This is a genomic window from Polaribacter sp. Q13 (assembly GCF_016858305.2).
In the GTDB taxonomy this organism is placed as follows: domain Bacteria; phylum Bacteroidota; class Bacteroidia; order Flavobacteriales; family Flavobacteriaceae; genus Polaribacter.
In genome coordinates, this window is record NZ_CP074436.1 from 2,962,692 (window position 1) to 2,975,985 (window position 13,294).

Here is a 13,294-nt window from a genome sequence, read left to right on the forward strand (position 1 = left end):
TATTTAGTACTTTTTTATATAAATTTGCAAAACATTCATTTTTTAAGATTATATCTATTGAAAAGCGTATTATGAAATATACATATGTCATTATTCAGGACAAGAAAGAAGCTTATGACGACTTAAGATTAGCTTTAAACAAATATTCTAATTATAAATTTGTAGACACTGCAGAGAATTTAGAAGAAGGTTTTTCTTTAATAATTAAAACAAAACCCAACCTTATTTTTTTAGATGTTGAAATTGGAGAAGAAAATACTTTTAAACTCATTCCTAAATTAAAGGAATTTTTTATGGAGTTGCCAACCATTATTATGACGACCTCTCATAATTATTATGCAAAAGAAGCAGTAAACAATCAAATTTCTTATTTTTTAAGTAAACCAATTATAGGAGTAGAATTAGAAAATTCATTACTAAGGTTCGAGAAAGTCTTTACAGAAAAACAAACACATCTTGCAGTAAAAACGGGTTCGGATATACATATTATAGCTTATAAAAACATTTGTTTATTAGAAGCGGAAAGAAATTATACGAGTGTTTTTAATATCACAGGAAAAAAATTATCAACATCAAAATCTTTAAAACATTTTGAAGAAACTTTGCCTAAAAACTTTATTCGTGTACATAGAAGTTTCATCGTAAACAGAAACTGCATTGAACGATTAAATACTAGGAAAGGTCAACTGTTTTTACAACAGACAGAGGTGACAAAAGAGTTAGAAGAAAATTTTATTCCTATTGGAAAAGAATACCTGCAGAAACTTAAAAACTCTTTTTCTTTTTAACTATAAAATTAATTGTTTGTCCTTAAAAAAATATACTTAATAGTTTAAACGTAGGTTTTTGTCCTAAATTTATTTGATATTAGAATCAGGTAATTTTTAAATTAAATAGCTATTCATCTAACAGTTAACATTTAAAAAAATCTTATATATTTTGTATTAATAAGAAAATTCCCGCGAAAGCGGGAATAAAATTATAAAGAAATAGGGTGTCTAAACAACTGGTTATTTATCAATCGGAATTCATTTGAGATTCTTAAATTTCAGTAAGTTTAGATACTGAAACAAGTTTGGTATGATAAGGTTAAACTAGTTTAGACAATTCTATGTTTAAAGACTAAACACCTGTACTTCCAAAACCACCGGCTCCACGTTCTGTTTCACTTAAAACGGTTACCTCTTGCCAGTTTACACGTTCGTGTTTTGCTATAATTAATTGTGCTATTCTTTCTCCATCATTTATAACAAAATCATCGTTAGATAAGTTGACTAAAATAACCCCAATTTCACCTCTATAATCTGCATCTACGGTTCCTGGAGAGTTTAAAACGGTAATCCCCTTTTTAGCTGCCAAGCCACTTCTTGGTCTTACTTGTGCTTCAAAACCAATTGGTAAAGCTATAAATAAGCCCGTTTTAACAATCGCTCTTTCTAACGGCTTTAATGTTATTGCAGTTTCAATATTTGCTCTTAAATCCATTCCTGCAGCTCCTTCTGTTTCGTAATTAGGTGTTGCGTGTTTCGATTTGTTAATTATTTGTACGTTCATTGTTTTCTAAATTAAATAAAAATGTAATTACTTCTAAAAATTCTGCTTTCCAAAAAGACTCTGTGTGCTTGCCATCTGGGTGTACTTTTGTTTTTAAATTTTGAGATGGAAAACCAAGATCTATTAATAATTCTGCCATATTTTCGGTATCCGGAACCATAGAGTTCCCTTCTTTATCACCCACTAATAAATAAAGTTTTGTTTTTTTCTGATTTCCATTCTCTTCGGCAAATGTAATTACTTTATTAGAAAACCAAAAAGAGGTAGAAAGTGCGCCAATTTTACCAAAAACTTCAGGATATTTTAAGCCTCCATAAAAGGAAATTAATCCTCCTAAAGAGCTCCCAATAATTGCAGTGTTTTCTGCGTCAGGTTTAGTTCTGTAATTTTTATCGATGTAAGGTTTTAGTTTGTTTACCAGAAAATCGACATAAATTTTACCTTTTCCTCCTCCATATCTTACGTTTTCCCAAGGTGTATATTCCTCAATTCTTTTCTCTCCTCCATTTTCTATGCCAACTACAATAAAACTTTTCCCTGTTTTTTTGTAAAGATCATTTAATGTTTCATCAATTTCCCATTCGCCCACAAAAGAAGTGGCATCATCAAATAGATTCTGAGCATCGTGCATATAAATTACATCATATTTTTCAGTTGATGTATGATAATTTGGAGGTAAATACAACCAAACCTTATGCGCAATAGTGTTTAAACCATCAATAACAAATGTTTTTTTTAAAATAGAAACATTGTCTGCCTTGGTAGAAATTTTTTTTGAAGGTTCTTTAGATTTAATTTCTTTTATTTCTTCGGTTTTTTTTATTTTACAAGAAATTAAAACAAGTAAAAAAGCTAAAAATAGTATGGATATTCTATTCATATTTATCGTTTTAAAATTTGTTTAATTTCCTCTTTTTCATTGTAATAAATTAATCCAAAGAAAAGAAAAATGGTTAAAATAGAAAACCAATACTGCCCTCTAAATACTACAAAAGAAAATAACTCAAATACTATGGAGAACACTAAATAATAAGCTATTTTTTTTAATTTATAATTTACAGGATAATGCTTTTTACCTACAAAATAAGATAGTATCATCATAGTACCAAATGCTATTAATGTTGCCCATGCAGAAGCCATAAAACCAATTTTAGGAATCATCACAATATTAAAAACAATGGTAATTAAGGCGCCAATAATAGAGAAATACATGCCGTATTTTGTTTTATCAGTTAGTTTGTACCAAATAGACAAATTATTATAAATTCCTAAAAATAAATTTGCTAAAAGTATGATGGGCACAATAGAAAGTGCTGTAAAATATTCTGGTTTACCTAATAAAATTTGGGCAAACAAATCTATAAAAACAACTACAATTAGCATAAAAAAGGATCCAAAAATGGTAAACCAAGTCAAAATTTTCGCATAGTTTTCTTTGGCATTTTTTTTATCAGCATTATTAAAGAAAAAAGGTTCTGCACCCAAACGAAATGCCATAATATATAAGGTCATGAAAACTCCTAATTTGTAACAAGCGGCGTAAATTCCCATTTGTTTTTCACCTAAAATAGTACCTAAAAGAAGTTTGTCTAAATTTTCATTGGTTACAAAGGCCAAACTTCCAATCATTATTGGAAAACTATACCGGAACATTCTTTTAAAAAGCTCAAAGTCAAACTCGAACTTGAATTTAAAAACGGACGGAAAAAGCAATACAAAAGTGGACAAACTAGCCACGGTTCCTGCAACAAAAATGAAAATTACTTTAGGATTGTTATTATAATAATTTACAATAGGTTCTGGTAAAGAAATTCCGTTTTTAATAGCATAAGGAACAAACCACAAAAAGAAAACATTTAAAAAAGAAAAAACACCAATGTTTATTAATTTTATAGTGGTAAACTTTAAAGGTTTGTTAGTAACGCGTAAATATGCAAAAGGCACAACAACTAAGGTGTCTAGCGTAATTGTATATACTAATAATTTAAAAAATAAGGGATTTTTAAATCCGAAGAAAACAGTAATTTCATGATTAAAAAACAACGCTAAACACAAGAAAATTAGTGTTGAAATTAGCAAACTAATAAAGGAAGTAGACACCACTTTACCTTTCTCTTTTTCTTTTGAAAAAAACCGAAAAAAGGCAGTTTCCATTCCAAAAGTTAAAAGTGCATTTAAATATGCCGCATACACATAGTAGTCTGTGTTTATAGCATATTTTTCTGCATCTAAAGTAGAGGTGTGTAGTTTTACTAGAAATATGTTAATTGCGCGCGGTAAAACAGCGGCAATTCCGTATATTATGGTGTCTTTAAAAAATCGTTTTAAGGAACTCAAAAATTTTAAATTAGCGTTTACAAATATAATAATTCGCAAATGTAATCCTCAAAAGATAATAGTTTTATTACTTTTGATATAAAAAACACTATTCATGAGTGAACATAAAAAAATAGCGGTCTTTGGTGGTGGAAGTTGGGCAACTGCCATTGTAAAAATGTTGTCTGAAAACTTAGAAACAGTTGGTTGGTACATGCGTAATGAACAAGCCATTGAGCACATTAAAGAAAACGATCATAATCCTAATTATTTACAATCTGCAGATGTGTATGCACGTCAATTAGATTTGTCTAGTGATATTAATTATACCGTACAAAATTACGATGTTCTTATTTTTGCAATTCCGTCTGCTTTTTTAACAAGTGAATTAAAAAAAATGACAACCTCTTTAGAAGGTAAAATCATTTTTTCTGCCATTAAAGGAATCGTACCAGAAACAGGTTTAATTATTGGAGAACATTTTAATAGAGAATACAATGTTCCTATAGAAAATATTGGTGTTATTACAGGTCCTTGTCATGCAGAAGAAGTGGCTATGGAACGTTTATCTTATTTAACAATTGCTTGTAAAGATGAAGAAAAAGCTAAATTTATTCAGAGATCTTTACAAAGTTGGTATATAAAAACAAAGATATCAGATGATATAGTTGGTACAGAATATGCCGCTATGTTAAAAAATATTTATGCTGTTGCAGCAGGTATTGCACATGGTTTAGGTTATGGAGATAATTTTCAGGCTGTACTAATGAGCAATGCCATTAGAGAAATGAAAGGCTTTATTAAAAAGGTGCATAAAATGAAGCGGAACATTAATAATTCTGCTTATTTGGGTGATTTATTGGTTACTGGTTATTCTCTTTTTAGTAGAAATAGACAATTTGGAAACATGGTTGGTAAAGGCTACACGGTAAAATCTGCACAAATGGAAATGAGTATGATTGCAGAAGGGTATTATGCCACCAAAAGTGCCTTTAAAATGAAGGGAGACATCGGAGCAAATACACCAATTATAGACACTGTTTATAATATACTGTATGAGAATAAAAACCCTAAAAAAGAATTTCAAAAATTGACAGATAAATTAGATTAAATGTTTAATTTTGAACATTGAAGTAAATTATTAAACAATTACAATGAAAACAATACAAGAAGTTGTAGAAAGCACCATTAGAAAAACACCTTTTATAGAAGAGGCTTTAAATGAAAAATTGATAAATGTTTCTTCTTTGGCTAGAATTATTTTACCTGAAGTTTCTGCTGCTTTAAAAAAAGAGGTGAAGGTTGGTGCTGTAATGATGGCAATTAATAGGCTTTCTCCTGCAAGTGAATTACGCATTAGAAAAAACATTAAAAAATTGGCTTTAGATTTAGGAGATGTAATTGTACGTTCCGATCTGTGCGATTTTACTTTTAAAAATACGACTTCATTATTAAAAGAAATTGCAAAAATTTTAATGAAATCATCAGAAAGCTCTGATTATTTTTTAACGGTTTCTCAAGGTATTTTTGAAACCAATATTGTAACTAGTAAAAATTTAGAGCCTTTTGTAAATGAGATTTTCGAAAAAGAAGCGCTAATTTCTAATGTATTAGATTTGGCTTCTATTACTATTAAACTTCCAAAAGAAAACTTAGAACAATCGGGTATTTATTACTTTATTTTAAAACAATTGGCTTGGGCAGATATTCCATTACAAGAAATTATTTCTACGACAAATGAAATGACAATTGTGGTAAAAGAAGAAGATATTAACCAAACTTTTGCCATTCTAATGGATATGAAATTAAGTTAAAATGTCTAAGCAAGATCCTTATGCAGCATTAAGAATAAAAGAATTTAATATATTTCTATTTGTTAGGTTTTTACTCGTTTTTGGTTGGTCTATGCAATTTATTGTAATAGAATGGGAAGTATATTCCATTACAAAAGATCCTTTATCTTTAGGTATTATTGGTTTAATGGAAATTATTCCGGCATTTACTATGGCTTTGTTTGCAGGCCATATTGTAGATCAAAATGAAAAAAGAAACCTATTAGCTCTTTGTACAGCGGCATTTTCGTTGATTAGTTTGGGATTGTTTTTATTAACTTCAGATACTTTTGTTGGTCATTGGTCTACTAAAACCATTTTATATTGCATTTATGGATTGGTTTTCTTTGGCGGGTTTTTACGTTCATTTTTTGGACCTACAATTTTCTCTTTAGTGGCATTATTGGTTCCTAAAAAGATATATCATAATGCGGCAACGTGGAGCACCAGTACCTGGAAAACGGCTTCGGTTTCTGGAGCCTTATTTGGTGGATTTTTTATAAGTTGGATTGGTGTTGATATGACACTTTGTTTGGTATTTATTTTGGTTATTTTATCTTTAATTTTTACTTTTTCAATTGAAAAGAAACCAATTTTAAACAAAAAAATTGGTGAGCCCATGAAAGAAAGTTTAAAGGCAGGCATAAAATTTGTATTTCAAAATAAAGCGATTTTAGGAGTATTAACTTTAGATATGATTGCCGTTTTATTTGGTGGTACTGTAGCCATTTTATCCGTTTTTGCACAAGATGTTTTAAAAGTGGGGCCAGAAGGTTTTGGTGTTTTAAATGCCTCCATTTCTATGGGGAGTATTGTAACCATGTTTTTAACAACCTACATTCCTATCAACAGAAAAACAGGTAAAAAAATGCTGGTTTCTGTCTTTGTTTTTGGGTTAAGCATTATTGCTTTTGGGTTATCTTCTATTTTTTGGATAAGTATTTTGGCTTTATTTTTAAGTGGAGCTGCAGATGGAATATCGATGGTGATTCGTCAAACAATTTTACAACTAAAAACACCCGATGATATGAGGGGTAGAGTATCTTCTGTAAACTCTATGTTTGTTGGTTCTTCTAACGAGTTAGGAGCGTTTGAAAGTGGTTTAGCAGCCAAAATATTAGGTCCTGCTATGGCAGTTATTTTTGGCGGAACCATGACTTTAATTACTGTTGTTACTATAGGTGCTGTAAACCCAACCTTAAGAGACTTAGATTTAACAGAAGAGATTGAAGCAAATCAAGTAGAAGCGTAATTTTATATTTATTTAATAGGCATAAAAAAACCGCTTATCGGCTTTATTGATAAGCGGTGTTAAAATTATTATTTTTGTTCCTTTATAGCTGTAATGGATTTAACCATTTGTTTTTCTCCTGTAAAATTACCTTCCTCATCAATCAATTCTATTTCTTTTTTGATCCAAGTAATCTCGAATTTTTTTCCTATAAATTCATCGTCATATAAAGAAAGTTCTATGTTTTCATCTAAGTCGTAGAATAAAATAGTAGCGTTTTTATCATCTACAAATTTAAAATATTCCATTTCTGTTACTCCTTTAAAAGTAGCAACAATTTTGTTTTCTGTTTCTTGTGCAGAAATTGTATTTACAGCAAAAGATAGGGTAATAAACAGCACGAATGCTGAAGCATATAATGTTTTCATGATTTTTAATTTTAAAGTTATTTTTTAATAAATATAGTAGCTGCTCTTTTTTTAAAAGAACCTGCTTTTGTTTGGAGTACTCGAAACTATATTTTCATAAGCCTTAAAATTACTGATAGTGTATATCAAATATACATTTTTTTTGAATTGAAAAGATAAAAAGTTATTTTTTATGAAAAGTTTTTTCTGAAGTTAGTTTTACTTTAATTATCTTGATATTCAAACAGTTGTAATCTATATAAAACAAACTTTAAAAGTAGGGGTTTCTTTTACGAACGTTATAAGTATTTATTTTATCAATAGAAAAGACGCACTAGATTTTAGTTAAAAAATCTACCAAAAAAAGGATAAAAGACTATTGATAGAGTGCATAAAAAAACCATTTGTAAAATTTTACAAATGGTTTTAATGATTATTTTGTCTTAATAGATAATATAGTTTTTACTATAATTTGCCCACCAGTTTTTTGACCCACCGAATCATATTCGTCTACAAGTTTATTTTTCCAAGTAAGTATAAATTTTTTATTTATTTTACTATCATCTTCTTTTTCAAAACTTATATTTTTTGAGATATCATAAAATAAATATTCTACATTATTATCATCAATAAATTTATAATCTTGATTTTCTGTAGCACCAATATAAGTAGCAACTAATGTATGTACTGTTTCTTGAAATGCTATTTTTTTTGCGGAAAAAGAGAAAGCAATAAACAAGATGACTGTAGCGGTATATAACGTTTTCATAATTCTTAAATTAAGGTTATTGTAAATTATAAATATTTTAAATACTTTGGGAGAAGGAAGTTATTTAAATAGAAAAGGGTAAATTCATAAGCAAGATAATTTTGATAATCAAATATAATCTATTTTTTTATTGAAAACCCGTATTCATATTAATTTTTTATGAATATATAATGTTTTAATTAGCTTGATTTTCAGCAGGTTGATTGTTTAGTAGGATGTTTAAACGTTGGATTTTTTATTTGTGTTTACAAAACTACACTTTACTCAAAAGTAGTAGCCAATTGTATTTTTTCTTCCAATTCTTTCAGGTATTTTTCAGCTGTTTTTTCATCCCAAGAAAAATGAGTTTTAAACAAGTCTAAAACATACTCTTTATATAAAAGTACACTGCGTGAATCAAAAAACAAACGACCAGTTCTGCGCATAAAAAAATCAGTTGGAGTACAAGTCATTTCGTAATTTATGGTAAACCAAACTTCTGCTTGTATCAATTTTTCTTGCATATTATCGTGCATTAGATCATCAAATTTCTGCAAAATAATATCTGTTTGTTTTCCGTAATTATGTACTAAATACTCAGCATCTTTTCTATCGAAATCTACTTCTGCAATTCTATTTTGAATAGCATCTGTATAACTTTGTACTTCTTGATAATTATTAAAAGTACCACCAGAAAGTGCTATTTCTTTGGTTTTTATTTCTTCAAATTCTTTATCGAATCTGCGTTCATACTTTTTGGCAACTAAATCTACAATGCGTTCTGCCATTTTACGATACCCTGTTAATTTACCTCCGGCAATAGAAATTAGTTCTGTATCAGATACAAATATTTCATCTTTTCTAGACAATTCTGAAGTAGACTTTCCTTCTTCGTGAATTAAAGGTCTTAAACCGGCCCAAGAAGACTGAATATCATCCAAAGTTAAATTGATATCAGGAAACATATTATTTACCGCAGAAATCAAATAAGTAGCATCTACCAAATTGGTTTCTACTTTATTTTTATCTAGCTGATAATTGGTGTCTGTAGTGCCAAAATAAGTTACTTTTCCACGTGGAATGGCAAACATCATGCGGCCATCTGGAATATCAAAATAAACAGATTGTTTTACAGGTAATTTTTCATGTGCAACCACTAAATGAACACCTTTAGTTAAATGCAATCTTTTACCAGTTTTAGAGTGGTTTTTTTGTCGTAATTCATCTACCCAAGGGCCAGTTGCGTTCACTACATATTTTGCTTTTATATCAAAAGAAGCTCCAGAAAAAGTGTCTTTTACTTTTGCCCCAACAACTCTATTATCTTCATAAATAAATTGAGAAGCTTCTGTGTAATTTATAATTTTAGCATTATAATCTAAGGCTGTTTTTAAGACTTCAATCGTTAAACGGGCATCATCTGTTCTATATTCTGCATAATATCCTGCACCATTTAAAATACTTTCTGGTAACAACGGTTCTTTTTCTAAAGCTTCCTCTTTGTCTAACATTTTACGTTTGTCTTCTCCTTCTACAGAAGCTAAAATATCGTAGACTTTTAGTCCGATGGATGTTAGCCAAGAACCATACGTTCCGCCTTCAATTAAAGGCAAAATCATTTTTTCTGGAACCACTAAATGAGGTGCTAAATCATGCACAATGGCACGTTCTGTACCCACTTCTTTAACCAACCAAAAATCGAATTGTTTTAAATACCGTAAACCACCATGAATTAGCTTTGTAGATTTACTACTTGTACCAGAAGCAAAGTCGTTTTTTTCTATTAAAGCAACTTTCATGCCTCTAGAAGCGGCGTCTAAGGCAATGCCTGCACCTGTAATTCCTCCACCAATAATTAACATGTCAAATTCTGTAGACTGTAATTCTTTGGCAATGTTTTCTCTATTTAAATATGAAAAATTGTTCATTTTTATTTTAATATTTTTGTTGGTAAACCGTCTATACTTGTTTGGTTTTTGTCTTCCCAATATTGTTTAATACCTTTTTTTCCTTTTTCTGAAGCCCAATCATTCAATTCATTCCTTTCCCCTTGATACTCAAAAAACGGAATGGACATTCCGCAAGAAGTTTGTGCAGATTCAATAGAGATGTCAAATATTTGACGTGTTCCCGGCGTTTCTGGAAACAGCGTAATTAAATCATTCCAAGAAGTATCACCCTCTTTAATTTCTTTTCCTTTACCATATAATCTAAGAATGTTCGGAGCGCCTTCAAAAGCACAAAACATCAAGGTAATTCTGTCATTTTCTAATAAATGTGCCGCAGTTTCGTTGCCGCTTCCAGTAACATTTAACCATAAAACGCGGTTTTCATCAACAACTCTAAAAGAGTCCATTCCTTTAGGCGATAAATTAATTCGCCCATTATTTGGAGCAGTAGTTACAAAAAATATTTTTTGAGCTTCTATAAACTTTTGAAGCCTTGAAGTGATTTTTGTATAAAATTTTGACATAATCGTAATTATTAGCTGACCAATTTACAAAATATCGATTGATAAAATGTTTTATAAATTATTACCTTTAACCAAAATAAAAACTTTTTTTATGGAATATGGATTTTTATCAGTAATACCACCAATTGTAGCTATTATTTTGGCTTTAAAAACAAAACACGTATATATTGCTTTGTTAATAGGAATTTGGTTTTCTTGGTTGATTATAAAAGGTTGGAATCCATTAGACGGAACCTTGGCAATGATAGAAGGAATGGTAAACGTTTTTCAATCTAAAGGAAATACAAGAACCATTATGTTTAGTGCATTGGTGGGAGCGCTATTAATTTTTATTCAGTTTTCTAGAGGAGTAGAGGGGTTTATCAATCTTTTAAATAAAAGATTAGTAAAATTAGAGGAGAAAAAAACGGGTTATAGTAGAGTTATGGTGCAAGTTTTGGCAACCTTAACAGGACTTTTATTATTTGTAGAAACAAGTATTAGCTCATTAACAGTTGGTACTTTATATAGACCAATTTTTGATAAATTAGGAATTCCGAGAGAAAAACTAGCCTACATCGCAGACTCTAGTTCTGCACCATCATCCATTTTAATTCCGTTTAATGCTTGGGGTGCTTTTATAATGGGCCTGTTATTAACACAAGGAATAGACAAACCGTTTGCTATGTTAATAAGTTCTATTAAATACAACTTCTATCCATTAATTGCCATAACAACTGTTTTTATTATCATTTTAACGAAGAAAGATTTTGGTCCGATGAAAAAAGCCGAAAAGAGAACCAAAGAAACGGGCTTGTTAATGGATAAAGGTTCTAAGCCATTGGTTTCTGATGCTGTAACTTCTTTTCCTCCAAAAGACGGAATACCGGCAAGAGCTTATAATATGATTGTGCCTCTATTAGTGATGGTTTTAATGATGCCTATAAATTTAATTTATACAGGTTGGAACGCTGTAGAAAACGAAAGTTCTTTCTTTATACACGCAACAGAAGCAATAGGTTTAGGTTCTGGTTCTTCTTCTGTTTTATATGCTGTAATTACTGCATTATTAGTGGCCATGATACTATATTTTATCCAAGGAATTATGAAGCCAAATGAAGCGGTAGATTTAATATTAAAAGGTATTAGTGAGCTAATGCCATTAGCATTATTAATGTTGTTAGCTTTTGCTATTGGAGATGCTTGTAAAGAACTAGAAACAGGTATATATGTAGCTAATGTTACCAAAGAATGGTTATCGCCAGAATTATTACCCGCAGTCGTTTTTATCATTAGCTCTTTTATAGCTTTTTCTACCGGAACCTCTTGGGGAACATTTGCAATTATGTTGGCAATTTCTGTACCAATGGCAAATATTCATGGAGCAGATGTAACTATTGTGGTTGCTGCTACTTTAGGAGGAGGAATTTTTGGAGACCATTGCTCACCAATTTCAGATACGTCTATAATTTCATCTATGGCATCTGCAAGCGATCATATAGACCATGTAAAAACCCAATTACCTTACGCTTTGGTTGGTGGCGCAATTACCGTTTTAATGTATTTAATTATTGGTTTTTTAGGCTAAATTGGTTATTTAATCTTATTAAGAATTTGGGCGTTACCACAAGGGTCGCGCTTTCCACTATATCTTTTTGTGAAAAACAAAAAGGATACCGTTGCAATCGCTAACGCGGGCGTCGTATCTATAAATCAGTTGCAATTTCGTGTAGTTTTTCATTTCGAAATGCTCTTAAATGACAATTGTTGGTTTTTTTTGCGTTCAGTTTTTGGTGCACACAGTTTTGTCATTTCGACCTTTTTTTGGGAGAAATCACATAAGGTTTGGTTGGTGTTGTGTAATCACTGTTATGGGATTTCTCAGTACTTCGAAATGACAAGTATTGCGACTCAGTTTTGTGTTATCACTGTTATGTGAGTCGAAATGAAAATTTTAGAGTTTTTTGATTTTATAGAGTTAAAATTTACTCAATAACCATACAGTTTGTCATTTCGAAATGAGCTTTTTAGCGATTGAGAAATCACATAAAGTTTGGTTGGTGTTGTTTTATCTCTGTTATGAGATTTCTCAGTACTTCGAAATGACAATTGTTGCGGCTCAGTTTTGTGGTATCACTGTTATGGGATTTTTCCTTGCGTCGAAATGACAATTGTTGGTTTTTTTTGCGTCCATTTTTTGGTACATACAGTTTTGTCATTTCGACCTTTTTAGGGAGAAATCACATAAAGTTTGGTTGATATTGTGTTATCACTGTTATGAGATTTCTCAATACTTCGAAATGACAATTGCTACAAATATTTTTTCTTACCTTTAAAACAAAATGCTCAACCCACAAAAAGGATTTCATAGTTATTATGTTTACATAATTACAAATAGCTACCGTTCCACATTTTATATTGGAGTAACCAATAACTTAAAAGAACGTTTACAACTGCATAAAACAAACATTATTGAAAAGAAGAAAACATTTGCATCAAAATATAATATTGAGTTTTTAGTGTATTATGAAAAACATACTTGGATTCAATTAGCTATTGCTAGAGAAAAAGAATTAAAAAAATGGAGACGTGAAAAAAAATTAGCACTCATAAAGGAAATGAACCCTTCTTTTTCTTTTTTGAATAGTGAATTTTAGGTGTAATAGACAAAATGGTTGGTAAAATCTTCCTTATCCCTTTTGTTTATTAGCTTTGAGGCAAATCAAAGGTTTTGAATAAAAAAAATGTAAATTT

At 30.1% G+C, this 13,294-nt stretch carries 13 protein-coding genes; 6 read left to right on the forward strand and 7 right to left on the reverse strand.

Features of this window, described 5'->3' with window-relative positions; translation table 11 throughout:
- Positions 1 to 71 precede the first annotated feature (71 nt).
- On the forward strand, positions 72 to 788 hold the full coding sequence (locus tag JOP69_RS12385; RefSeq protein ID WP_203395152.1) for a LytTR family DNA-binding domain-containing protein: 717 nt from the start codon (positions 72 to 74) through the stop codon (positions 786 to 788).
- A gap of 334 nt (positions 789 to 1,122) precedes the next feature.
- Here JOP69_RS12385 and dut read toward each other — a convergent pair whose 3' ends face one another.
- The 3 genes from dut to JOP69_RS12400 are packed head-to-tail and all read right to left on the reverse strand — an operon-like array spanning position 1,123 to position 3,891.
- A complete protein-coding gene (gene dut / locus JOP69_RS12390; protein ID WP_203395153.1) occupies positions 1,123 to 1,554 on the reverse strand; it encodes a dUTP diphosphatase in 432 nt (143 codons plus the stop codon).
- Positions 1,535 to 2,434 (reverse strand): alpha/beta hydrolase, encoded by a 900-nt coding sequence (locus JOP69_RS12395; RefSeq protein WP_203395154.1) that lies wholly within the window; start codon positions 2,432 to 2,434, stop codon positions 1,535 to 1,537. The genes dut and JOP69_RS12395 overlap by 20 nt, the downstream gene beginning before the upstream one ends.
- Positions 2,435 to 2,436: 2 nt before the next feature.
- Positions 2,437 to 3,891 (reverse strand): oligosaccharide flippase family protein, encoded by a 1,455-nt coding sequence (locus tag JOP69_RS12400; protein ID WP_203395155.1) that lies wholly within the window; start codon positions 3,889 to 3,891, stop codon positions 2,437 to 2,439.
- A 94-nt stretch (positions 3,892 to 3,985) separates the two neighbouring features.
- Between JOP69_RS12400 and JOP69_RS12405 the strand changes: the two genes are divergently transcribed.
- The 3 genes from JOP69_RS12405 to JOP69_RS12415 are packed head-to-tail and all read left to right on the forward strand — an operon-like array spanning position 3,986 to position 6,954.
- A complete protein-coding gene (locus JOP69_RS12405; protein ID WP_203395156.1) occupies positions 3,986 to 4,981 on the forward strand; it encodes an NAD(P)H-dependent glycerol-3-phosphate dehydrogenase in 996 nt (331 codons plus the stop codon).
- Positions 4,982 to 5,024: 43 nt separating this feature from the next.
- Positions 5,025 to 5,684 carry a hypothetical protein gene (locus JOP69_RS12410; RefSeq protein ID WP_203395157.1) on the forward strand — a complete coding sequence of 220 codons (660 nt, stop codon included), beginning with the start codon at positions 5,025 to 5,027 and terminating at the stop codon, positions 5,682 to 5,684.
- Between the two features lies 1 nt (position 5,685).
- Complete coding sequence (locus JOP69_RS12415; RefSeq protein WP_203395158.1) at positions 5,686 to 6,954, forward strand: MFS transporter; 1,269 nt, start codon at positions 5,686 to 5,688, stop codon at positions 6,952 to 6,954.
- A 68-nt stretch (positions 6,955 to 7,022) separates the two neighbouring features.
- On the opposite strand, the gene JOP69_RS12420 is transcribed toward JOP69_RS12415, so the two are convergent.
- From JOP69_RS12420 to JOP69_RS12435, 4 genes are all read right to left on the reverse strand, one after another.
- Positions 7,023 to 7,361 (reverse strand): hypothetical protein, encoded by a 339-nt coding sequence (locus tag JOP69_RS12420; protein WP_203395159.1) that lies wholly within the window; start codon positions 7,359 to 7,361, stop codon positions 7,023 to 7,025.
- 412 nt (positions 7,362 to 7,773) lie between these two features.
- Complete coding sequence (locus JOP69_RS12425) at positions 7,774 to 8,109, reverse strand: hypothetical protein (RefSeq protein WP_203395160.1); 336 nt, start codon at positions 8,107 to 8,109, stop codon at positions 7,774 to 7,776.
- Positions 8,110 to 8,369: 260 nt separating this feature from the next.
- Positions 8,370 to 10,016, reverse strand: a complete 1,647-nt coding sequence (locus JOP69_RS12430) for a glycerol-3-phosphate dehydrogenase/oxidase (RefSeq protein ID WP_203395161.1) — start codon at positions 10,014 to 10,016, stop codon at positions 8,370 to 8,372.
- A gap of 2 nt (positions 10,017 to 10,018) precedes the next feature.
- Positions 10,019 to 10,561, reverse strand: coding sequence for a pyridoxamine 5'-phosphate oxidase family protein (locus JOP69_RS12435; RefSeq protein ID WP_203395162.1), 543 nt, complete (start codon positions 10,559 to 10,561; stop codon positions 10,019 to 10,021).
- A 91-nt stretch (positions 10,562 to 10,652) separates the two neighbouring features.
- On the opposite strand from JOP69_RS12435, the gene JOP69_RS12440 reads away from it, so the two are divergent.
- Positions 10,653 to 12,128: a Na+/H+ antiporter NhaC family protein gene (locus JOP69_RS12440; RefSeq protein WP_203395163.1), complete on the forward strand. Its 1,476-nt coding sequence runs from the start codon at positions 10,653 to 10,655 to the stop codon at positions 12,126 to 12,128.
- Between the two features lie 754 nt (positions 12,129 to 12,882).
- Positions 12,883 to 13,197 carry a GIY-YIG nuclease family protein gene (locus JOP69_RS12445; RefSeq protein WP_203395164.1) on the forward strand — a complete coding sequence of 105 codons (315 nt, stop codon included), beginning with the start codon at positions 12,883 to 12,885 and terminating at the stop codon, positions 13,195 to 13,197.
- Positions 13,198 to 13,294 lie beyond the last annotated feature (97 nt).

Bases quoted from the DNA above. Each gene is read 5' to 3' on its own strand.
- JOP69_RS12385 (WP_203395152.1), top strand. From the start codon at position 72: ATGAAATATACATATGTCATTATTCAGGACAAGAAAGAAGCTTATGAC.
- dut (WP_203395153.1), bottom strand. From the start codon at position 1,554: ATGAACGTACAAATAATTAACAAATCGAAACACGCAACACCTAATTAC.
- JOP69_RS12395 (WP_203395154.1), bottom strand. From the start codon at position 2,434: ATGAATAGAATATCCATACTATTTTTAGCTTTTTTACTTGTTTTAATT.
- JOP69_RS12405 (WP_203395156.1), top strand. From the start codon at position 3,986: ATGAGTGAACATAAAAAAATAGCGGTCTTTGGTGGTGGAAGTTGGGCA.
- JOP69_RS12410 (WP_203395157.1), top strand. From the start codon at position 5,025: ATGAAAACAATACAAGAAGTTGTAGAAAGCACCATTAGAAAAACACCT.
- JOP69_RS12415 (WP_203395158.1), top strand. From the start codon at position 5,686: ATGTCTAAGCAAGATCCTTATGCAGCATTAAGAATAAAAGAATTTAAT.
- JOP69_RS12420 (WP_203395159.1), bottom strand. From the start codon at position 7,361: ATGAAAACATTATATGCTTCAGCATTCGTGCTGTTTATTACCCTATCT.
- JOP69_RS12425 (WP_203395160.1), bottom strand. From the start codon at position 8,109: ATGAAAACGTTATATACCGCTACAGTCATCTTGTTTATTGCTTTCTCT.
- JOP69_RS12430 (WP_203395161.1), bottom strand. From the start codon at position 10,016: ATGAACAATTTTTCATATTTAAATAGAGAAAACATTGCCAAAGAATTA.
- JOP69_RS12435 (WP_203395162.1), bottom strand. From the start codon at position 10,561: ATGTCAAAATTTTATACAAAAATCACTTCAAGGCTTCAAAAGTTTATA.
- JOP69_RS12440 (WP_203395163.1), top strand. From the start codon at position 10,653: ATGGAATATGGATTTTTATCAGTAATACCACCAATTGTAGCTATTATT.
- JOP69_RS12445 (WP_203395164.1), top strand. From the start codon at position 12,883: ATGCTCAACCCACAAAAAGGATTTCATAGTTATTATGTTTACATAATT.